Source organism: Olsenella sp. KH1P3 (assembly GCF_900167315.1).
Lineage (GTDB): Bacteria > Actinomycetota > Coriobacteriia > Coriobacteriales > Atopobiaceae > Olsenella_J > Olsenella_J umbonata_A.
The window spans coordinates 141,350-163,101 of record NZ_FUWQ01000002.1 but is presented as its reverse complement, the minus strand read 5'-3'; the positions used below and the strand labels follow the sequence as shown (position 1 = coordinate 163,101).

Annotated in this window: 19 protein-coding genes; 10 read left to right on the top strand and 9 right to left on the bottom strand. The window is 63.4% G+C overall.

All coding sequences use genetic code 11. The features are described 5' to 3' along the window. Positions 1–108: 108 nt before the first annotated feature. The 5 genes from B5D13_RS03140 to B5D13_RS03120 all read left to right on the top strand — a co-directional run bounded on the left by B5D13_RS03140 (position 109) and on the right by B5D13_RS03120 (position 5,037). Positions 109–1,302, top strand: a complete 1,194-nt coding sequence (locus B5D13_RS03140) for an ABC transporter substrate-binding protein (RefSeq protein WP_078686885.1) — start codon at positions 109–111, stop codon at positions 1,300–1,302. A 169-nt stretch (positions 1,303–1,471) separates the two neighbouring features. Next, complete coding sequence (locus tag B5D13_RS03135) at positions 1,472–2,347, top strand: branched-chain amino acid ABC transporter permease (protein ID WP_218969852.1); 876 nt, start codon at positions 1,472–1,474, stop codon at positions 2,345–2,347. A gap of 12 nt (positions 2,348–2,359) precedes the next feature. Beyond that, the gene (locus tag B5D13_RS03130; protein WP_078686883.1) at positions 2,360–3,484 is read left to right on the top strand and encodes a branched-chain amino acid ABC transporter permease; all 1,125 of its coding nucleotides are present in this window, start codon (positions 2,360–2,362) and stop codon (positions 3,482–3,484) included. Beyond that, the gene (locus B5D13_RS03125) at positions 3,477–4,325 is read left to right on the top strand and encodes an ABC transporter ATP-binding protein (RefSeq protein WP_078686882.1); all 849 of its coding nucleotides are present in this window, start codon (positions 3,477–3,479) and stop codon (positions 4,323–4,325) included. Before B5D13_RS03130 ends, B5D13_RS03125 begins: the two co-directional genes overlap by 8 nt. Before the next feature lies 1 nt (position 4,326). After that, positions 4,327–5,037, top strand: a complete 711-nt coding sequence (locus B5D13_RS03120) for an ABC transporter ATP-binding protein (RefSeq protein ID WP_078686881.1) — start codon at positions 4,327–4,329, stop codon at positions 5,035–5,037. 167 nt (positions 5,038–5,204) lie between these two features. Here B5D13_RS03120 and B5D13_RS03115 read toward each other — a convergent pair whose 3' ends face one another. Next, positions 5,205–5,612: a hypothetical protein gene (locus B5D13_RS03115; RefSeq protein WP_078686880.1), complete on the bottom strand. Its 408-nt coding sequence runs from the start codon at positions 5,610–5,612 to the stop codon at positions 5,205–5,207. A gap of 145 nt (positions 5,613–5,757) precedes the next feature. Then, the gene (trxA, locus tag B5D13_RS03110) at positions 5,758–6,075 is read right to left on the bottom strand and encodes a thioredoxin (RefSeq protein WP_078686879.1); all 318 of its coding nucleotides are present in this window, start codon (positions 6,073–6,075) and stop codon (positions 5,758–5,760) included. Between the two features lie 115 nt (positions 6,076–6,190). Here trxA and B5D13_RS03105 point away from each other — a divergent pair, with 115 nt between their 5' ends. Together B5D13_RS03105 and B5D13_RS03100 are read left to right on the top strand one after the other, a co-directional pair. Continuing rightward, on the top strand, positions 6,191–6,547 hold the full coding sequence (locus B5D13_RS03105; protein WP_090991503.1) for a winged helix-turn-helix transcriptional regulator: 357 nt from the start codon (positions 6,191–6,193) through the stop codon (positions 6,545–6,547). 130 nt (positions 6,548–6,677) lie between these two features. Further along, on the top strand, positions 6,678–7,499 hold the full coding sequence (locus B5D13_RS03100; protein ID WP_078686878.1) for a PHP domain-containing protein: 822 nt from the start codon (positions 6,678–6,680) through the stop codon (positions 7,497–7,499). A 24-nt stretch (positions 7,500–7,523) separates the two neighbouring features. Here B5D13_RS03100 and thrB read toward each other — a convergent pair whose 3' ends face one another. Continuing rightward, a complete protein-coding gene (gene thrB, locus B5D13_RS03095) occupies positions 7,524–8,441 on the bottom strand; it encodes a homoserine kinase (RefSeq protein ID WP_078686877.1) in 918 nt (305 codons plus the stop codon). Continuing rightward, positions 8,438–9,922: a threonine synthase gene (thrC, locus tag B5D13_RS03090; RefSeq protein ID WP_078686876.1), complete on the bottom strand. Its 1,485-nt coding sequence runs from the start codon at positions 9,920–9,922 to the stop codon at positions 8,438–8,440. The genes thrB and thrC overlap by 4 nt, the downstream gene beginning before the upstream one ends. A 105-nt stretch (positions 9,923–10,027) precedes the next feature. On the opposite strand from thrC, the gene B5D13_RS03085 reads away from it, so the two are divergent. The 3 genes from B5D13_RS03085 to B5D13_RS03075 are packed head-to-tail and all read left to right on the top strand — an operon-like array spanning position 10,028 to position 13,570. Then, positions 10,028–11,158 carry a homoserine dehydrogenase gene (locus B5D13_RS03085; protein ID WP_078686875.1) on the top strand — a complete coding sequence of 377 codons (1,131 nt, stop codon included), beginning with the start codon at positions 10,028–10,030 and terminating at the stop codon, positions 11,156–11,158. A 3-nt stretch (positions 11,159–11,161) separates the two neighbouring features. Continuing rightward, entirely contained in the window at positions 11,162–12,505 is a 1,344-nt protein-coding gene (locus tag B5D13_RS03080; RefSeq protein WP_078686874.1) for an aspartate kinase, read from the top strand. Positions 12,506–12,556: 51 nt separating this feature from the next. Beyond that, positions 12,557–13,570 carry an aspartate-semialdehyde dehydrogenase gene (locus B5D13_RS03075; protein ID WP_078686873.1) on the top strand — a complete coding sequence of 338 codons (1,014 nt, stop codon included), beginning with the start codon at positions 12,557–12,559 and terminating at the stop codon, positions 13,568–13,570. A gap of 115 nt (positions 13,571–13,685) precedes the next feature. Here the strand turns inward: B5D13_RS03075 and B5D13_RS03070 are convergent, their stop codons facing one another. From B5D13_RS03070 to B5D13_RS03050, 5 genes are all read right to left on the bottom strand, one after another. Then, positions 13,686–14,507, bottom strand: coding sequence for an amino acid ABC transporter ATP-binding protein (locus B5D13_RS03070; protein ID WP_078686872.1), 822 nt, complete (start codon positions 14,505–14,507; stop codon positions 13,686–13,688). Continuing rightward, positions 14,500–15,153, bottom strand: coding sequence for an amino acid ABC transporter permease (locus tag B5D13_RS03065; RefSeq protein ID WP_078686871.1), 654 nt, complete (start codon positions 15,151–15,153; stop codon positions 14,500–14,502). Before B5D13_RS03065 ends, B5D13_RS03070 begins: the two co-directional genes overlap by 8 nt. Before the next feature lie 40 nt (positions 15,154–15,193). Next, a complete protein-coding gene (locus tag B5D13_RS03060) occupies positions 15,194–16,042 on the bottom strand; it encodes a substrate-binding domain-containing protein (RefSeq protein WP_078686870.1) in 849 nt (282 codons plus the stop codon). A 117-nt stretch (positions 16,043–16,159) separates the two neighbouring features. After that, on the bottom strand, positions 16,160–16,717 hold the full coding sequence (locus B5D13_RS03055; RefSeq protein WP_159443976.1) for a class B sortase: 558 nt from the start codon (positions 16,715–16,717) through the stop codon (positions 16,160–16,162). Between the two features lie 196 nt (positions 16,718–16,913). Next, complete coding sequence (locus tag B5D13_RS03050; RefSeq protein WP_143327739.1) at positions 16,914–21,440, bottom strand: VaFE repeat-containing surface-anchored protein; 4,527 nt, start codon at positions 21,438–21,440, stop codon at positions 16,914–16,916. Between the last annotated feature and the right edge of the window lie 312 nt (positions 21,441–21,752).

The window sequence follows — 21,752 nt, the reverse complement described above, 5'->3', positions numbered from 1 at the left end:
AAGGCAAAGGTTTCCGGGGATGCATCGGCCGTGACAAAGATGCCTCTACAGTAGCCCCTAACGCGTGGCCACAAGGCCGCACGCCTGTTGACAACTAGGAGGTTGAGCATGGCTAACGCATTTTGTAGGCGCGACTTCGTTAAGTTGAGCGGCATTTCCGCCGTCGGTCTGGGCGCCGCTTCGATTCTGAGCGCGTGCGGGGGCTCCGGGTCTTCCTCGAGCGATACCATCAAGGTTGGGCTCATGGGGCCCTACTCGGGTGACGTCGCCCAGTATGGGCTCGCGGTTCGTAAGGGCGCGGAGCTCTACGTCAAGCAGCTTAATGCGGACGGCGGGCTCGACGGCAAGAAGATCGAGCTCGACACCCAGGACGAGAAGGGCGATGCCACCGAGGCCGTCAACGTCTACAACAAGATGGTGGAGGGCGGCGTCGTCGGCATCATCGGTGACGTAACCTCGACGCCCTCGATAGCCGTCGCCCAGGTCGCAGCCGGGGACAACATGCCGCTCGTCTCTGCGGCAGCCACGGCAGCCGACTTCGTCTCCTTCGGTCCGAATGCCTTCCGTGCGTGCATCACCGACCCCTACCAGGGCAAGCTCATGTCGGACTTTGCCGCCAGTCAGGGCTTCAAGACGGTTGCCACCATCTACAACAGCGGTGGTGACTACGAGAAGGGCGTTAACGACGCGTTCGTGGCCCGATGCAAGGAGATCGGCCTTTCCGTTGCCACCGAGCAGGGCTACCAGTCTGGTGACGTTGACTTCAAGGGCCAGCTGACCAGCATCATCGCCGTCAAGCCTGATGCCGTTCTCTCCCCGAACTACTACCAGGAGGACGGCCAGATCGTTACACAGGCTCGCCAGCTGGGCTACGCCGGGGCGTTTCTCGGCGCCGACGGCTGGTCCAACATCGTCGGCGGTGACCAGGAGTATGCCTCTGCGGAAGACCTCGAGGGATGCTTCTACGACTGCTCGTTCGTCATCGAGAACGAGTCCGAGGACGTTCAGAAGTTCGTCAAGGCGTTCCAGGACGAGTACGGCGAGGCTCCCACGAACTTCTGCGCACTCGGCTACGATGCGGCGATGGTTCTGCTCGGCGGTATCAAGACTGCGCTCTCCAAGGGCGTCGACCTCTCGTCTGACGATGGTCGTCAGGCAATAGTCGACGGAATCGCGCAAGGCTCCGTTGACGGCGTCACCGGCACCATCAAGTACGATGGCAGCGGAGACCCCGTTAAGCCTACTCTGGTAATCACTTTCGAGGGTGGCTCCCAGAAGGTGTTTGACGAGGTCGGCGCCTAGGTTCTTCTTTGCACTACCGTTGGAACGTCGGGGCATTCGGGTCCCGACGCTCCCGCGTCTTTCTAGTACGTTCTTCGTTCTGCCGCCAGGCCCGCGCGGTCGTTGCTCGCCTGGTTCCAATGTCCCATCCGTCGCTCGTTAATTAACTATGAGAGAGGAAGTGTTTGCCGTGACGTTTTTGACGCAGGTGCTCAACGGCCTCCAGCTTGGCAGCATCTACGCGCTCGTCGCCCTGGGCTACACGATGGTGTATGGCATCATCTTGCTGCTTAACTTCGCCCATGGCGACATCATCATGGTGGGTGCGTATATCTCCTGGATCGTCATGGCCCAGATGGGCTTCCATCCCGCGATTGCGATCTTGCTTTCCGTCGTGGGCTGCACGCTGCTTGGAGTCATGATCGACAAGGTCGCCTACGCGCCGCTTCGCAACGCCCCGCGTCTTTCCATCCTTATCACGGCCATTGGCGTTTCCTACTTTCTCGAGAATGGCGCCCAGCTCGTCTTCGGCGCCGACGCGAAGGTCGTGCCGCCGTACTTTGACGCCTCACCTCTCTCGTTCGGCAGCGTGCAGCTGTCACCCATCGCCCTGCTCACGATTGCGGTGACCGTCGTCTCCACGGCCATTCTGACGTTCCTCGTCCAAAAGACGAAGCTCGGCAAGGCCATGCGCGCCGTGTCCGAGGACATGGGTGCAGCGCGCCTCATGGGCATCAACGTGAACACGACCATCTCGTTCACCTTTGCCGTCGGCTCGGCGCTTGCCGGCATCGGTGCGGTGCTCTACGCGATGGCCTACACGCAGGCGACGCCGACAATGGGCATCATGCTGGGCACCAAGGCCTTCGTCGCCGCCGTCCTAGGTGGCATCGGCTCGATCCCTGGGGCCGTCATCGGTGGTCTCCTCGTCGGCTTTGCCGAGGTCTTCGTCTCGGCCATCGGCCTTTCCGTCTGGAAGGATGCCGTCGTGTTCCTACTTCTGATCATCGTCCTCATCGTGAGGCCGACGGGCATCCTCGGCCGCACCATGAACGAGAAAGTCTAAGGGAGGCGAACCATGGAAGAGAGCAATCTCAGCGAGGCGGTTGAGTCTTCGGCGGCGTCGACCTCTGGCTCTTCTCGCAAGAAACTGTCCATGCCCGTGCGCTACCTCATCAACGCCGTCTTGGTCGCCGTGTTCATCGTTGTTGGCGAGCTCATGATTGGCTCCGGTACGATCACCCGCTACCAGACTACCGTTCTCGAGCAGGTGGGCATCTACATCCTTATGGCCGTGTCGCTCAACATCGCCACGGGCTATCTTGGCCAGCTGCCGCTTGGCCATGCCGGCTTCATGTCGGTGGGCGGCTACTCCTGCGCGCTGTTCATCATGCATATGCAGGGCACGCTGGGGCTCACCGTGCGCGACTTCGTCACCGGAAGCCCCGCCGCCGTCGTCCTCTTCTGCGCGGGCCTGCTCTTCGGCGGTGTCATGGCCGCAATCTGCGGTCTCATCATCGGCATCCCGGCGCTTCGTCTCAAGGGTGACTACCTTGCGATCATTACGCTCGGCTTTGCGGAGATCATCCGTGTCGTAATGCTTAACATCGACGGCGTCCTGGGCTTCGAGCTGACGGGTGGCGCCAGGGGCCTTACGGGCATTCCCAGCTACACCAACTTCCTCAACACGTTCCTGGTTGTCGTCATCTCGCTCTTCCTCATCCACACGATGATGAAGTCGCGCCACGGTCGTGCAATCCTGGCCATCCGCGACAACGAGATTGCCGCCGAAGCCTCGGGCGTCCACACCACGTACTACAAGACGCTAGCGTTCGTTGTGTCCGCCTTCTTCGCTGGCATCGCCGGTGGCCTTTACGCCGGCTGCATCGGCGTCATGGCGCCTGCCAAGTTTGGTTTCATGAAGTCGATCGAGATCCTCGTCATGGTCGTCCTTGGTGGCATGGGTTCCATGCTGGGCTCCGTGCTCTCCGCCACCGTCCTGACCATCCTTCCCGAGGCGCTGCGTGCGTTTGCCGACTACCGCATGGTCGTCTACGCTGTCGTGCTAATCATCGTCATGATATTCCGTCCGCAGGGCCTTCTGGGCACCTATGATTTCTCGCTCACCGGTACCCTCGAGCGTGTCATCAACGGCGAGCTCCCCTGGAGGAAGCCGAAGAAGGAGGTGGACGAAAATGACTAGCGAGAAGAAGCGCTCGGTCCTCGTTCAGATGGAGGAGCCCAACCTCATTCCCGAGCGCGACCTTGGGCACATTCCCGTGCTTCAGGCAAAGCACCTTGGCATCGACTTTGGCGGCCTGACGGCGGTCGACGACTTCAACCTTGCCATGGGGCGAACGGAGATATCGGGTCTCATCGGACCTAACGGAGCCGGCAAGACCACCATCTTCAACCTGCTCACCAACGTGTACAAGCCCACGCGCGGGACCGTTCTTTTGGACGGCTACGACACCGCCGGCAAGAGCATGGTCCAGGTCAACAAGATGGGAATCGCGCGCACCTTCCAGAACATCAGGCTTTTCAGCCAGATGACGGTCGAGGAGAACATCCTCGTGGGTCTCGGCAACTCCATGTCTACCAAGCTCGTCACGGACCTCTTCCGCCTTCCCCAGCATTGGAGGCAGGAGGCAGAGTTCCATGACAAGGCCATGGACCTTCTCGCCATCTTCGACATGCAGAAGTATGCGAAGGCGCAGGCCGGGAGCCTCCCGTACGGCGCACAGCGCCGCCTCGAGATCCTGCGCGCCCTGGGAACGCGTCCCAAGGTCCTGCTGCTCGACGAGCCCGCCGCTGGTATGAACCCCGCCGAGACGGAAGAGCTGATGGAGAACATCCAGAAGATTCGCGACGAGTTCCAGATCGCCATTCTGCTCATCGAGCACGACATGAGCCTGGTCATGGGCGTCTGTGAGGCGGTTGGCGTCCTCGACTACGGCAAGATCATTGCGAAGGGAACGCCCGAGGAGATCCAGAACGACCCGAGGGTCATCGAGGCATATCTGGGAAAGCAGGGGGTGAACTAGGATGGCGGCACTTCTTTCCGTTAGGGACCTGCACGTCTCGTATGGCGCCATCAAGGCCGTGCAGGGCGTCTCCTTTGACATCAACGAGGGAGAGATCGTCACGCTCATCGGCGCCAACGGCGCAGGAAAGTCGACCACGCTCAACACGATCTCGGGCCTCATCAAGCCTGACAGCGGTTCGATCGACTTCAAGGGCGAGAGCTTGGTGGGCATCAAGCCTCACAAGATCGTCGAGCGCGGCCTGGCGCTCTGTCCCGAGGGACGCCGGGTCTTCACCCAGCTTTCGGTTGCCGAGAATCTCGACATGGGCGGCTACACAAGGACCGATGCCGAGAATGCCGAGACCATAGAGCACGTCTACGAGCGCTTCCCGCGCCTGAGGGAGAGGGTCAACCAGTCCGCTGGCACGATGTCCGGCGGAGAGCAGCAGATGCTCGCCATGGGTCGCGCGCTCATGAGCAGGCCGGACCTCCTGATGCTCGACGAGCCCTCGATGGGGCTCGCTCCCATTCTGGTCGACGAGATCTTCGAGATCATCAGGGCTCTCAACGACCAGGGCACGACCATCCTGCTCGTCGAGCAGAACGCGTCGATGGCTCTGTCTGTTGCAGACCGTGGTTACGTGCTCGAGGTGGGTCACATCAGCAAGACGGGCACGGGAAGGGACCTCCTGCACGACGACGACGTCAGGAAGGCCTACCTGGGAGGCTAGCAGGTCATCCTGGGACACTCCCGGAACCCGGGGCGCTTGAGCGCGCCCTTGGTCTCGCGCGAGCCCACTCATGCGAAGGGGAGCCGACCCACCTCCACGTGGGCCGGCTCCCTCTTTGCGCCGGGGATACGATTTCTTCTTTCCCGTGGCTGCGTCAGCGTAGGCTCCTAGGCTAGAAGTCTGGTGGCCTGGTCGTCGTCACCCTCGAGTGCGGCGAGGGCACGGTAGAGCCATGCGACCTCCGTCTCGGTTATCATCTGGATGTCCGCGGCGCTCGCGCGGCTCTGCAGCTCGTCTGCGAGCCGTCTCTGGGCGGGGGAGAAGGACTCCACATCCGCGGCCGTGTGCACTGCCACGCCGCGATGGTCTGCCACGTGCGCTGCGAGCTCGAGCGTCTCGGCAATCCTCTGCTCGACGCCTGTGTCGTCTTGTGCCGAGCACGTGCGGAGCCCCACGAGAATCATCTGCGCCGGCGTCGCGCAGGGCGTGAATCCCGGTGCGTCGTCCATGGCGTCCGCGATTGTCGCGCCAAGCGCGACCACGGCCCCAAGCAGCCGGTTCTGTTGGTCGGTCATGCGGGTCTCCTTCTGTCTGCGGGCCATGCCCGCGTGCTTGCGATACCCCGCAAGCGTAGGGGAGCTGCGTCCCGCAGTCCGTTGCGACGGCAACGCTGGTCCTTCTCCCCGGACCGAGCTCGCTGCCCGTGGCCTTGCTCGGACGTTACGCGATGGCATCGAGCTTCTGCTCGAGCATCTCCTGGGGGAGACGTCCCACCAGGTTGTCGATGACCTTGCCGTCCTTCACGATGAAGAAGCTTGGGATGCTCATCACGTTGAAGGCCTTGGCGAGCTCCTGCTGCTCGTCGGAGTTCACCTTGCCGACTTTGACGCGGCCCTCGTACTTCTGTGCCAGGCTCTCGACGATGGGCAGCATCGAGCGGCAGGGGCCGCACCAGTCGGCGTAGAAGTCGATGAGGACGGGGATATCGCTGTTGAGCACCTCTTGCTCGAAGTTCTCTGCGGTGAACGAATACTCCATGGCGGTGTTCCTTTCGCTTGTGGCATGTCTTGCTTCTATCTGACATCGAGTCTACGTGGTATATAATTCTGAGCAAGTACGCAGTTTAAAGAAATGTGGTAAGGAAAAGCTGACCATGTCCGGAGCAAATGACCTCATGAGCTGTCTCGGCAGCGCGGACCCGTCTATCACCGGGGCGGGCTGCGCCCTGCGCCGCGTCCTCAACGCAGTGGGCGGAAAGTGGAAGATCCTCTTGTTGGTCGCCCTGTCCCAGGACGAGGAGCTTCGGTATGGCGAGCTCAGACGACTCGTCTTCGGCATCACTAACACGATGCTCGCCAACTCGCTTCGTGAGCTCGAGTCCGACGGGCTCGTCTCGCGCAGGCAGTATGACGAGATGCCTGTGCGCGTCGAGTACAGCCTCACCGACACGGGCCGCAGCCTCATACCCATCCTCATGGAACTGAAGGACTGGGGAGAAGAGAATCTCTAGCCGGCCGTCGCGCCTGCCTCTCGGCGAGCCTGCCTCGACGCTATGTTTCGCCTTTGCTGCGCCGCATTGCGCCCGGCCCGCCGGCGCGAGATGATGCGGCTGTCATGGGGCTCTTACAGAAGGGGCTAGAATGCTTCGTGCCAACTACCACACCCATAGCACGCTGTGCGACGGCTCCGACACCATCGAGGACATGGCGCGCCGTGCGAACGAGATCGGCTTTCTGGCGCTGGGCTTCTCGGGTCACATGGACCCCGACATCCACATGGACTGGGGAGCGTACGTCGCCGAGGTGGCGCGCGTGCGGGAGCTCTATCGCGACCGCATGGACATCCTCATGGGCGTCGAGCTCGACAACGCCTACGATCCCGCCTGCTGCCCGGGGGCCGAGTACGTCATCGGCTCTACGCACTTCCTCCCCGTTGACTCGCCGGTTCCCATGAGCGTCGACAATACGCCCGAGCTCTTCTCGCAGCTCTGCCGCGAGTACTACGGCGGAGACTACTATGCCCTCTCGAAGGCCTATTACGAGTTCGAGTCACAGGTGTACGACCGGACGCGCTGCACCTTCGTCGGCCATTTCGACCTCGTGGTGAGGTTCAACGACCAGATGCACGTGCTGGATGAGACCGACGCCCGCTACCTCGGGCCCGCCCTCGACGCGATGGAGCGTCTTGTGTCCCAGGGGGTCCCGTTCGAGATCAACTGCGGCGCCCTCAACCGCGGCAGGAAGGCGGAGCTCTATCCCCGCCAGGAGCTTCTGATTGCCCTCCGGCGCTTTGGGGGAGAAATACTCATCTCATCCGACGCCCACCAGCGCGAGCTGCTCAACGGCGGGTTCGACGTCGCCGTCGAGCGGGCGATTGCCGCCGGCTTCACCCACGTGAACGTGCTCGAGCATGACTCGCTCGGCGACGTCGCCCTCAGGCAGGTCGCGCTCGACACGCTGTGATCCAGGGACTGGCCGCACGTCCCGCTAGGCGACCTCGACGGTCGCGCCGCACGCATTGGCGTCCAGCACGCGCACCCACACGCCGTCCACGTGGTTCTCGACCATGTTCTCGACGGCATCCGCGACCCTCTGCGCGGCAGCCTTGCCGTCGGCGATGGCGAGCATCGTCGAGCCCGAACCCGAGATGAGGAAGGTCGCTGCGCCCGCGGCGAGCGCAGTCCTCCTAAGGGGCTCGTAGTCGGCAATGAGCGCCGAGCGATGGGGCTCGTGGAGCTTGTCCTGGCAGGCGCGGGCGAGAAGGGCCGCGTCTCCCGATTCGAGCGCGTTCACCGCTGCGACGGCATGGCCAATCTGCCACACCGCCACGTCGGTCGAGACGCTTTCGGGCATGACCTTGCGTGCGTCCGCGGTGCGCACCTCGTAGGGTGGCGCGATGACGACGAAGGCAAGGTTGTCTGCGATGTCGAACCTAATCGAGTGCGTTCCCTCCGCATCGGCGAAGGAGCTCACGAGGCCGCCCATGATGGCCGGGGCCACGTTGTCGGGATGCCCCTCGATACGGCAGGCCGCCTCGAGGGCGGACTGCGGCTCGTACCCCCTGCCGCAGAAGACCTGCGCTGCCGCGACGCCGGCGACGACGCAGGTGGAGCTAGAGCCTAGTCCTCCGGAGAGGGGGATGGGGGAGTCGATGGTTATGTGCAGGGGAATCGGCTTTGCCAGCAGGTTCTTGCAGGTCTCGAGATAGCTCGTCCAGACGAGGTTGTCCTCGCCCCTGAAGCGCTCCTCGCAGCCGTCGATCAGCAGCTCGCGCGCGGGTTCGAAGGTGAAGCGGGCCGGAAGGTCGAGCGCGAGGCCCAGGCAGTCGTATCCCACTCCGACGTTTGCCGACGTAGCAGGTACCGTTACGACGACCTTGCGGACCTCGTCCCTTGTGTCGCTCATGCGAAGACCCTCTTGCAGGACGACTCGACGAAGTCGGGCATCTGGTCGCGGTCGACGACGTCCTTGTGAAGGACGTCCTTGCTGCGGAGCGTGGAGAGCTGCGTGGGCGCGGCGATGCCGGTCAGCCTCTGGAGCTCGTCCATGCAGGCGAAGCCGTCAAGGCCGTCGACGCTGGCGCCCAGGGCGGAGAGCACGTCCGCCGAGAACTTGTAGGGGCTGGCGGTGGACAGACAGACGCGCTGGTTGCCGCCGTGCTCCTTGCGGTCGAGGACCGTCTTGGCAACCGCGGTGTGCGGGTCTATGAGCACGTGGTGCTGCTTCCACGCCGAGCGGATGGTCGCGCGCGTCTCGTCGTCGGTCGCGAAGCCGCAGTCGAAGGTCTCGCGAAGCTTTGCAAGAAGGGCGCCGGGCAGGGTGTAGAAGCCCCTCTCTGCGAGGTCCCTCATGAAGGACGAGACCCTCTCGCAGTCGCCGTCGGTCAGGTAGTAGAGCATGCGCTCGAGGTTCGAGGACACCAGGATGTCCATCGAGGGGGAGATCGTCTTAACAAAGTCGCGGCGGCGGTCGTAGGTTCCGGTTTCGAGGAAGTCGGTGAGGACCTTGTTGGTGTTGGAGGCCACGATGAGCTTTCCGACCGGAAGGCCCAGGCGCTTCGCGTAGTAGCCCGCGAGCACGTCTCCGAAGTTGCCGGTGGGCACGCAGAAGTCGACGGCGTCGCCGACGCTCAGGCTCCCGTTGCGCACGAGCTGGGCGTAGGCGTCGAAGTAGTACGTCACCTGGGGAACGAGGCGGCCGACGTTGATGGAGTTGGCGCTCGAGAGCATGGTCCCGCGCTCGGCCAGGCGCTGTGCGAGCTCCTGGTTGGCGAAGATGTGCTTGACCTCGGTTTGGGCGTCGTCGAATGTTCCGCGAATTGCGCAGACGGCGACGTTCGAGCCTTCCTGTGTTGCCATCTGGAGCCTCTGGATGTCGGACACCTTGCCGTCGGGGTAGAAGACCGTGACGCCGCAGCCCTCGATGTCGGCGAAGCCCGCGAGCGCGGCCTTGCCCGTGTCTCCCGAGGTCGCGGTGACGATCATGACGTTGCGACCGTCACCCTTGCGGGCGCAGGACATCAGACGGGGGAGCATCTGGAGCGCTACGTCCTTGAACGCGCAGGTGGGTCCGTGGTAGAGCTCGAGCAGCCAGTCGTCGCCGAGGGCGCTTACCGGGGTGACGGCACTTGTGTCGAAGTTGTCGCCGTAGGCGCCTGCGACACAGCTCTCGATCTCGTCCTTCTGGTAGTCGTCGAGAAGCGCTGAGAGGACCTGGGCCGCGGTCTCGTGGTACGTCTGGCTGGCCACCTGGGCAAGGTCAAGCTTTGCGTCGCCGAGCTGGTCGGACACGAACAGGCCCCCATCTGGAGCGATGCCCGTCAGGATTGCTTGCTTGCTTGTTACGGTTTCGCTATTGCCACGCGTGCTGTGATAGAACGTGTTCACGGATACGCTCCTTGCCTCGAGCTCGTTGGGCTTTCCTCAGCAATATCATAGCTTTGCGGTATCTGCCGTTTCCCATCCGTCACACAGTAGAAAGATTGGACAGCGATGAAGATTGCCATTCTCGGCCACGGCACCGTCGGTCGCGGCGTCGACGAGATCATCACGAACCGCCTCGAGGAAGTCGAGGTCGCGCGCATCCTTGAGCTGCCTGACAGGCTCACGGACGAGCGCATGACCTCGGACTACTCGCAGATCGTGGGTGACCCCTCGATCGACCTCGTCGTCGAGTGCATGGGCGGTCTCGAGCCGGCTCACACGTTCATCATGGACGCGCTTGCCGCGGGCAAGAGCGTCGTCACGTCCAACAAGGCCGTCGTCGCTGCCTACTTCGAGGAGTTCGCGAGGCAGGCCCGCACCTCTGGCGCCTCGCTGCTCATCGAGGCGTCGGTCGGAGGTGGCATCCCCTGGATCGCCTCGATCGAGAAGGCCCGCAGAATCGACGAGGTCATCTCGTTCTACGGCATCATGAACGGAACGACGAACTACATCGTCGACGCCATGGTGAAGGAGGGCGCCGACTTCGAGGACGTTCTCCGTCGTGCGCAGGAGCTCGGCTATGCAGAGCGCGACCCCTCGGCTGACATCGACGGCATCGACGTCAAGAACAAGACGATCATTTCGGCGAGCGTCGCCTTCGACGTTGCCTGCACGAGTGACTTCCCCGTCACGGGCATCCGCACGCTCACCAAGGCTGACCTCGACGCCCTGAGGAAGCTCGGCAGGGGAGTGAAGCTCCTGGGACGCGGAGTGATGGAGAAGGGCAGCTATGCCGTTGCCGTCGAGCCCGTCGCCGTTCCGCTGGACTCCCTCGAGGCGAACGTCCCCTCGAACTTCAACCTGGTCACGTTCGACGCCACGACCGTCGGCGAGCTCAAGTTCTACGGTCAGGGTGCCGGTATGCTCCCCACGGGCAACGCCATGGTCCAGGATGTCCTCGACTTCGCCGCGGGCAGGCGTCCCAGCTACGACTTCTCGTCAGACCTCGCGTATGACCCCACGCTCCTGACGTCTGACTACGTCTTCCGCACGAAGGCTGACGTCGCAGGCGCCCTGGAGATTGAAGGCGGCCTCAAGGTCGTGAGGGGCGCCACCGCCCAGGACGCGCGTGCGATCCTGGAAACCGCCCTTGCGTCCGACCCGACGAGCTTCATGGCCGCACTTCCCCAGGAGGACTAACAGATGATCAAGGTTGCAAAGTTCGGTGGCTCGAGCGTCGCCAACGCCGGGCAGTTCAAGAAGGTCCGGGACATCGTCAAGGCCGACCCCGACCGCCGCTACGTCGTCGTGTCTGCCTCGGGCAAGCGCTTTGCGGGCGACAACAAGCTCACGGACCTGCTCCTGCTTGTGAACGCCCACATCGAGTACCACGTTGACTGCACCGCTCTTCTCAAGGACATCGAGCAGCGCTTCGTGGACATCCGAGACGAACTCGGGCTCAAGTATCCCATTGAGGAGAAGTTCGAGGAGTTCTCCTCGGTCATCAAGAGCCTCTCTCCCGAGTACATCGTCTCACGCGGAGAGTTCTTCACGGCACAGCTCATGGCCGAGTACCTCAACATGCCCTTCCTTGACGCGTCCGACGTCATCGTCTTCCACCATGACGGGACGGTCGACATGGAGCGCACCCAGACCCACGTCCGCGAGGCCGTCGCGCGCCTGGGCGGCTTCGTCCTCCCGGGCTTCTATGGCTCCACGGTCGACGGCACCGTCAAGCTCTTCCAGCGCGGCGGCGGCGACATCTCCGGCGCCATCCTCGCCCGCTGCATAGACGCGACCGTCTACGAGAACTGGACCGACGTCTCTGGCTTTATGGCGGCGGACCCCGGCATCGTCGACAAGCCGCGCTCGATTCACCGCATCACCTTCGACGAGATGCGCGAGCTCTCCTACATGGGCGCGTCCGTCCTCCAGGAGGAGGCGATCTTCCCCGTCCGCGAGGTTGGTATCCCCATCCAGATCAAGAACACCAACGACCCCGAGGCAATGGGCACGGTCATTCGCGAGACTGCTTCCGAGCACGAGCGCGAGCACCTCATCACCGGCATTGCTGGCAAGAAGGACTTCATGGCCGTCCACGTGCAGAAGGCCCACATGTCGAACGCCATTGGCTTCATCCGTCGCGCGCTGGCGGTCTTCGAGCGTTACGGCGTCTCGGTCGAGCACATCCCGACTGGAGTCGATTCCTTCGGCATCGTCGTGAGCGGGTCGGACGTCAAGGACACCATCTACTCCATCGTGAGCGACCTTCAGCAGGAGCTCAAGCCGGACTCGATCAACGTCGTCGACGAGCTTGCCCTCATCTCCGTCGTCGGCCGCAACATGAGCCGCCGTGCCGGCACTTCCGGACGCATCTTCGGCGTCCTGGGCGAGGCTGGCATCAACATCCGCATGATCACCCAAAGCTCGCAGGAGATCTCCATCATCCTCGGCGTGAACAACGATGACTTCTCTCGCGCCATCAGGGTGATCTACGACAAGTTCGTCGAGGGAGAGATGGTTACCGCCGACGGAGCCAGCGCCTAAGCGCCCCCGCTCTTTTGTCTAACGCTGCTTTAGCAGGAGGAGGATTTGCACATGTCAGGAAAGGTCGTCGCCATCCTGGGAGCCACCGGAGTCGTCGGCACTCAGATGCTGCAGTGCCTCGAGGAGAGGAACTTCCCCGTATCCAGGCTCGTTCCGCTCGCAAGCGCCCGCTCGCGCGGCAAGCTGATTGACTTTCACGGCGAGAAGGTGACCGTCCAGGAGGCGACTCCCGAGGCCTTCGAGGGAGTCGACATCGTCCTCGGCGCGGCCGGAGACGCTCAGGCCAAGCAGCTTCTTCCCGAGGCCGCGGCTCGCGGTGCGGTCTGCGTAGACAACAGCCACGCCTTCCGCCTTGACGCGGACGTCCCCCTGGTCGTTCCCGAGATTAACCCCGAGGACATCCAGAACCACCCACGCAACATCATCGCCAACCCCAACTGCGCTACCATCATCGGCCTCGTGCCGACTTGGCCGCTTCACCAGGCCGCGGGCCTCAGGCGCATGATCGTCTCGACCTACCAGGCTGCCTCGGGCGCGGGCATGCCCGGCCTGAGGGAGCTCGAGCGCGAGACGAAGGTTCTGGCTGACGGGGGAGAGGTCGGCGACAGCGATCCCTTCGCATACCAGCTTGCCTACAACCTCATTCCGCAGATCGGCGGCTTCAAGGACGATGGCTATACGTCCGAGGAGCTCAAGATGCAGAACGAGGGCCGCAAGATCATGCATCTCCCGGACTGCCGCTTCAACTGCACCTGCGTGCGCGTTCCCATCGTGCGCTCGCACTCCGAGTCCATCACCTGCGAGTTCGACAGGCCCATCTCGCCCGACGAGGCGCGCGAGGTCCTTGCGGGCGCGCCTGGCGTCAAGGTGGTCGACGATCCGGCCTCCCTTGCCTACCCGATGCCGCTTGACTCCTCCGACCAGGACCTCGTCTACGTCGGACGCATCCGTCGCGACCTGTCTGCGCCCGACGGCGTCAACGCGCTCACGTTCTTCTGCTGTGGTGACCAGATTCGCAAGGGTGCCGCGACGAACGCCGTACAGATTGCCGAGTACCTCGTGTAGGGACTGGCTTGCAGCATGGTGCCGCTTGGCTGATGGGGCGGGGCCGTCACGTTTGTGACGGCCCCGCCTTTTCGCGCTTTGCCTTAGGCGTGCTCAAACGAGCCTCGCCCTTCTCCTATTCCATGGAGTGCGAGAGGAACGCCGCGACGCGCTCGTCGCGCGGGCTTCCAAGAACGTCCTCGGGCTTTCCGACCTCGGCAATCTCGCCGTCGAGCATCACGGCGATGCGGTCGGAGACGTCCCGCGCGAAGCCGACCTCGTGGGTAACGATGCCGATGGCCATTCCCTCGCCGGCGAGGTCGCGGATGATCTTCAGCATCTCCTCGGTGAGTTTGGGGTCCAGGGCGGAGGTTGCCTCGTCGAAGAAGAGCACGTTCGGGTTCATGCAGAGCGCTCGCGCGATTGCCACACGCTGCTGCTGGCCTCCCGAGAGCTGGCAGGGCACCATGTCGGCGCGTTCGGCTAGACCCAGCTTTTGGAGGATCCCCCTTGCCTGCTCTTCGACCTCCTCGGGGTCGCGTCCCTGCACGCATATGGGCGCGTCAGTGACGTTCCTCATAACGCTGAAGTGTGGGAAGAGGTTGTAGTCCTGAAAGACAATGCCGAACTTCATGCGCGCCTTGCACATGGCCTCGCTGTCGTATACGGCCTTTCCCTGTGGGTCGTTCGTACACACGCGGAGGCTGCCGTAGGCGAGCTCTCCGCCGTCGAACTTGTCGAGGGTGGCCAGGCACCTGAGGATCGTGGACTTGCCGGCGCCGGACGGGCCCAGAAGGGAAAGAACTTCTCCCTTGGAGATGGTCAGGTCGACCCCACGCAGGATCTCGTTCTGGCCGAATGACTTCCGGGCTCCTCTGAGGTATACCGCCGGCAGGCCCGTCGCCGAGGCGAAGCTGACCTCGGGCGTGGGTATCGGGCGCAGGTGCGAGTTAGTCATGGTAGTAGTCCAGTTTCTTCTCGAGCCTGCCCAGCAAGAGCTCGATGAGCAGACAGGTCAGCCAGTAGATGAGCGCTGCGATCATGAAGGGGACCATCGTTCGCTGCGAGGCCACGAGGGCCCTGCTGGTCGTGAACATCTCCGCGAGTCCGATGGAGAACGCCAGTGACGTGTCCTTTACCAGCGTGACGACCTCGTTTCCCATCGCTGGCAGGATCTTCTTGATGACCTGGGGGAGCACGATACGGAAGAAGGTCTGTCTGCTCGTGTAGCCCAGAACCTGCGCCGCCTCGTACTGTCCGCGCGGCATGCTCTGGATTCCCGAGCGGAAGATCTCGGCGAAGTAGGCCGCGTAGTTGATCACGAAGGCTATGATCACGGCCACGAACATGTAGCTGGGCGGCGTCTGCCTTCCGAACACGTAGAACGGGACGAAGAACACGGCGAACATCTGGAGCATGAGCGGCGTTCCGCGCATGACGGAGATGTAGAGGCTCGTCAGCCACGAGAGGGGCCTAACCTTGGACAGCCGGCCAACCGCCACGAGTGCGCCCAGGGGAATCGAGCCCACGAGCGTAATCGCGAAAATCTGCATCGAGACGACGTAGCCCTCGGCCAGCATCGATGTCATCGTTGAGAGTTCCAAACTATCTCTCCTGATCAGAGTGGTTTTTGCGCTTGCGCCGCTAGTCCTTGAGCATCCACAGATCGTACGAGACGCCACGGTCGGCATACTTGTCGCAGAGCTCCTTGACCTTCCCGTCTTTGTAGAGCTCCTTGAGGTCGGTCTCGACCTTTGCGGCCAGCTCCTTGCCGGCGTCCGTCTTGGCGAATCCGACGCCGTAGTGCTCCGAGTTGAGCGCCTCGTCAAGAATGGAGAAGACATTGTCCTTTCCGCCCATGTTGTAGACGGCGACGGGATAGTCGATCGCAACCGCATCGACGGAACCGCTCTCGAGCATCATGAAGGCCGTGTTGTATTCGCCGATGGTCTGCAGGTCCGCGAAGCTCTTGCCCAGATCGGCCTGGTCGCCTCCGTCGTTCAGGAGGTTGTACGCCGTCGAGTCGGCCTGGGTGACGACGTGCTTTCCGGCAAGGTCGGCCAGCGATGCGATGCCGGAGTCCCTGCGCACGACTACGACCTGTCTGTTCTCCATGTAGGCCGCAGTGAATGCGTAGTCGTCCTCTCGGCCCTCGATGGTGAAGCCGTTCCAGATGCACGTGATTTGGCCGCTGTTGAGTAGGCCGTCCTTTGCGTCCCAGGAAATGGGGCTGGGCGAGAAGGTCCAGCCCTCCTTGTCGCAGACGGCCTTCGCAAGGTCAAGGTCGAACCCGGTGTAGCTGCCGTCGTCGGCGACGTAGCCGTAGGGAGGGAAGTCCTGATCGAAGCCAACGATGAGGTTGCCGTCGAAGCCGGTGCCGCCGTCCTTATCTGCCGCCGGCGCCCCGCAGCCCGCGAGGGTCCCTATGGCGAGCGCCGCCGCTGATGCCTTCAGAAACTGCCTGCGGTCAACTGCGCGATAGATGGTTCTCATTGCTCCTCCAATCGTCGGGCCACGATGGCCGTCAAGCACTTTAGCGAGATGGAGCAAGCATAGTCGCTATGGGCTGCTCCTTCAAGGTTGAGCCAATTAACTGTATGTTTCTAGCTGCTATTTCTTGCACAGGGCGAAGATGACGAGCGTGCGTTCTCTCCTTCCCGCGAAGACCGAGCTGCACGTGACCAGGGTGAGAAACCGCTCTCCCTGAGCGCAGAGCTCCTCCGCGTCCTTGGACCTGGCGGTCGACCTCTTGAGCATCCCTGCCGCCCATCGTCTCAGGTCGATCCCGCTCGTCGCCGCGAAGAACCGGGCCTCACCGTCCGCCTTGTCCACGGAGAGGGCGCAAAGCGGCAAGAAGGACTGCTTGCCCTTCTCCGTCGTCGTCCATCTGCAGCGTGCCTCTCCCAGGACCTGGTCGAACCGCTCTTGCCTGTAGCAGTCGAAGAGCGGGGTGAACATGCCGCCCGTCAGCGCGAGGTGATGGCCGTATACCATGACGTGTGGTGCGTTTGCGTTTGTGTCCGCGTCGACGAAGGGGACCCCGACCCTCGAGGGCGCTCCCCAAGGGTCGTGGTCCAGGTAGTATTCCGGGTCGCTCGCGTCCGCCTGACACACGGGAAAGTCTATGCCGGCGCCGTCGATGGCGAGCCAGGCGCAAAGGCTCGGCACGCGCGTCCAGGCGTCTGGTCTTGCCGCGTTCCCTGAGGCCTCCTGCGCGGGCTTGCCGAGAGTGCCCAGTCTGTGGAGCGCCCAGCTGTCACGGGCGAAGGAAGCAAACCCCAGGGCTAGTAGGGCTAGCCCTACGACGAGCGCCAGACGCCTGAGGGAAGGGTGCCGGGGTGCTCTGCCGCGCGGCGCCCTCCGCCTACTCATGGCGCGTGCCCGACCTCGGCTTGGCAAGGCCCTGCACTATCAAGAGCGCGACCCCGATTGCGATGGCCACGGCGGCAAGCGACATGACGCCGGTCTGGGGCATGGCCGCCCCCTTCCTCTTTTCGACTCGAACGGTCTGCTCCTTGTCCTCGATGTCCTTGTGAGACGCGATCTCTACGTCGCCTTTTGTCAGGCTCTCGAAAAATACCAGCTCATGCCCATCAAGTGTGGCCAAATCAGCCTTGCAGGTTACTTCCGCCGTTCCGCTTGCCTCATGTGGGGTGAACGTCGCCTCTCCACGGATCTCGCTTCCCTCGGCGTCCCGTGCCGGCTGTCCGGTTTCCTTGTCCATCAGCGTCCCCGAAAGCTTGTACTCCTGGCCCGCGACGAGGTTCTCGTATGAGACCTCGTCTGCCAGCTCGGCCCTTCCGGCATCGACGGCCGAGTCACCGTCCGCCTTGTCGAACGCTCTTGTCGCCATGCGCGCGAAGTGGACCGACTGTGCTTTGTCGTTCGCGTCGGCGTGCTCGGCGACCTTCCTGTCGCCTGCCCAGAGCTCCTCAAACGCGACGACCGCCTTTCCCTTGAGCTTGCTCCCGTCGACGTCGAAGGCAACCTCGACCGACCCGCTTGGCGTCTCGGGCACGAATTCCGCTTGAGACTCGACGGCCTGGCCGCTGCCCTCCGGAAGCGCTTCCCCGGTTCCGCCCTGTCTGAGCGAGCCCCTGACGACGTAGGTGGCACCGGGCGTGAGTCCACTGTACGTGACTACGTCCCGTATCTGGCACGGCGCCTCGCTTCCCGCGAAGTGCGAGTCGTCCTCGGTCTCGCAGGCCTCGGTTTGGAGCTCCGGGAAGCTCACGCTCTGCTCCTCGCTGTCGAGATCCTCGTGGGAGGCGAGCACGACTCCGTCTCGTTCGAGCTTCTCGAACGCCACGGCCCTCCTTCCCGCGAGCGTCTCTCTGGGCGCCGAGAAGGACAGGCTCACCGTCCCCGAGGCCTCCTCGGGGGTGAACTCGAGCTCTGCCTCGAGCGTCCTTCCGTTCGGATCCGTCAACTCCTGTCCGTTGTCCTTGTCAACCAGCCTGCCCGTCAGCATGTACGTGGCGTTCGGCTCGAGCCCGGTGTAGGTGACGCGGTCGGTCACCGTCGGATTGTCACCTGCCTGGTTTTGGCTGGTCCCGTCAGGCGCGTTTGACGCTGAGGTCTCGATGCGCGGCACCTTGATCGTCTGACTCTCGTCGGAGAGATCCTCGTGCGTGGCGACGACCTCGTCGCCTCGCGTCAGTCTCTCGAACACGACGATGGAGTCCGTCTGCCCCTGCTCTCCCTCAAGATGGAACGAGACGCGTGCCTTTCCTGTCGGCTCCACCGGAGCGAGCGACACCTCGCTCGTCAGGCGATTGCCGTCTGCGTCCAGTAGCGGCTGTCCGGTCCTTCCGTCCATCAGGCATCCGGAGATCACGTACTTCTCGCCCGGAATCAGGCCGCTGTAGGAGACCTCGTCGTCAATGGTCTGTGCTCCGGCGGAGGGTACCTCGTGGTTTCCGTCAGCCCCGTCGCTGGCCTTGGTCGAAATGGTCGGCTGGATGCTGATTGTCTGGTCGGCGTTGTCCGGGTCGTTGTGGATTGCCACGCGTCTGCCCCTGTTGTCCAGGAGCGTCTCGAAGATGACGAGGTCGCGCTCGCCCAGACCAGTCGCGTCAACCGGAATGTCGACCTCTGCGGTCCCGTAGGGGGCGTTCGTGCTGAAGGTGCACCTTCCCTCCACCGCGCTGCCGTCGTCGCACGTGACCATCTTTCCGGTGCGCTTGTCCATCAGCGTGGCCACGGCGGTGTAGCGGGAGTTGGGCTTCACGTTGTCGTAGTAGATGGTGTCCACCAGCTTTGCCTCGGCGGATGCAGCGCTGGTCTTCGGGCCCAGGTCTCCGCGGGCGACGGTCTCGAGCCTCGGCAGCGGCTCGTCGTCGATGGTTCCCAGGTCGACCTTCACGTCGTCTCGGGTGATGGTAACGGTGAAGCTCACCTGCGAGGTCCCCTCATTGGACGGGCCCGTGAGCTCGTCGACCTCGTAGCTGTCGAAGGGAAGGGCGCCAAGGGAGTCGTTCGGCCTAGCTTCGCCGTCCTTCGTGCCGCTGAACCAGACGCCCGCGTTGGGCGTGCCCTTGGACTCGTCCGCGGACCCATCCTGGTTGTCGGCGGCGTCGTTCTTGTTGGTGTCGCGCGTGTGCGGGACCCAGCCGGCCGAGGTGTCGACCATGCCGTTCTGGTCTGCGACGACAACGTGAGACTCCCCCGTGGTGAGCGAGGTGATCTTGAAGGCACACCCGGCCAGGGGCCGCATGCTTCCGGCCTCCTTCTTGGTGAAGGCGATGTCACCGCGGATCACCTGGTCTTTCGTGGGGCCCTCGGGCTGCGACACGATGGCCCCGTCTTCCCGCAGCATGACCGTCTGCCGGGTGGCCCGGCACTTCTCGTCTGACAGGAGGTAGCCTCGCGGGGCGGCGCTCTCCCACACCTCGTAGGTCCCGTAGGGCAGGAGGTCGCCCGCCGTCTGCGCGGCCCCCTTGTCGTCTGTCACCAGCTCTGCCTTGTCGATGGTCTCTCCGGGGGCGTAGGCCTTTCCTCCGACTACCACGGGGGCGTCAGACGCGTTCCTCACCGAGAAGTGCGCGCCATCCAGACTGGCGGCGCCCAGAGGCCTGTTCGCCTCCGTCTCGAGGTCGACCTTCCTGACGCCTATGCCGCCACGCTTCACCTCGTCGGAAAAGGCCGAGTCCACTTCGACGAGCCGGCCGACGTCGCCGGGAGCTATGGTGACGGTCTTCCCCTCGCTACCGAGACGCATAGATTCGTTTGAGGCGGCCTCGACGACCTCGTAGGTTCCCACGGGCAGAAGATCGCACGCCGTGCTCGCCCGCCCGCTCTCGTCCGTCACGAGCCGGCCCTTGATGCGGTCCCCGGGCTGGTAGACGTTGCCGTCCACGACGACGGCGCCGCGGCTCTTGTTGACGATATCGAAGCTGATGCCCGCGAGAGAGGCGTCTCCCTGCGCTCGCCCGTGCTCGGTGTCCTCCTTCCGGACGCAGATGCCCGCTCTGAGGACCCTGTCCGATATCGCGCGTCCCTCTGCGCCCTTGGCTTGGGGAACGTTCCAGCTGTCGCTTTTCACCTTCGCGACCCCGTTCTCCTGCACGATGTCGAACGGGTGCGAATCGGCATCGCTCAGCTGGTATCCGGAAGGCGCCGCGACCTCCCTGACCGAATAGCTCCCAAGGGGGAGAACGATCTTCCCGGAGGCGTTCCTGTACAGCTCGTCTCCGGACGAGAAGTGCGCCTCATCGAAGGTCGCTACGCCCTTCTCGTCTGTTTGAAACGTCCAGACCCTCGTTGGCCTTCCCTCGCGCCTTCCGTCTGCACTCGCGTAGAAGGACAGCTCGAAGAGCGCCCCCTCCAGGCTCGCGTTGCCCTGTGCGCTCGCGGCCACGGCGTCCGAGCCGAGGGCTACGCCGTCTTGGTCGAGCTTCTGCACTGTGGCCATCGCCGTCTTCGGGTTGTCCTCGACCTTGCCCTCGACGGTCGAGACGTCGTCCCTCGTGACGGTGACGCGGTGTATTTCGGGGCTGAGCGCGAATCCGCGCGGAGATCCGGCTTCCTTGACGTAGTATGTCCCCTCCTGCAGGTCGTCAGCCCTTCCGCGGCCGCTCTCGTCGGTCGTGATATCGACCTCGCGGCCGAAGATGTCCCGAGCGCGGTGCGTGCAGGACTCGTCCAGGTAGACAAGGTATGACGCCTGACCAAGGGAGTAGTTGGGATTGTCTCGCGTCACGCCGGGGGCGGCGCTTTGCTTGCGGAGCTCGATGGAGCCGGTGTTGGGCGCGAGCAGTATGCGCTGTCGGTCGCCTGCGCCCGTGGGCTGGTACACGATTGCATACTCGGACTCGCTTCCGTCCGAGCCCGCACGCTCCCAGGCCTCCGCCTCGTCCAAGAGCGCGAGAGCCGCGTCGCGCACCTCCTTGCGAGACTGGTGCCAGGGGAGCCATCGAGCCCCTGCAGGATAGCCCTCGGCCGCGTTGGCCTTTGCGGTGAGGCCGGAACGCGTGAGGAAGCCCCCATGGATCCAGAGGGCCCATTGGGTCGCCATGCGCGCCTCATTGGGCGTGAGGTCCCGTCCGCATATCGAGGTCGTGCGTGGGTATCCGTGGAAGGCTATGTAGCCGGCGGCCCCGGTTGCCTTTTCGCTGCAGGCCGCGTAGGTTGCTCCGTCCGGACCCGCCTTCTGGCCGTCGAGGCAGTACGCGACCTCGTCTGAGTTCGACTTGTATCCCCATTGCCCCGACTCTGTCTTGAATCCCGTGAAGGTCTTCTGTCCTGCGTCGAGCCCGTATCCGCTCGACGCGAGTACAGTGATCGCTATCAGGACGATGGCCATCACGAGCATGGGCATGACGCGCTTTCCTCGCGGCAGCGCCTTCGCTGCCGCGGCCTTGCTCTGCTGGAACCTTGGTGACGCTCTCATGGCTTCCTCCCGTCTTTTGGGCGCATGGGGTGCGCCTTGCCCTATGGCCGACTGGGCCGTCTGGCTGTCTGTGGTCAAAGTGGGGGAGGGATTGCCTTGCGCGCTCGTGTGTCGCCTCGATGCTTCATCTCGTCTCCATTTATGCTCGCCGGGTAATGGATGACGGATTATTGCATGCGAGAGACCCTCGAAAGAAGCCACTTTTTGATTTAAAACGCCATTTGTTGGTTGGTAATTAAAAAGGTGATGTGCAGTGAGCAAAGCTATCCCGAGGCTGCTTTTGCAGTGACACCTAACACGCAGACGTCAACA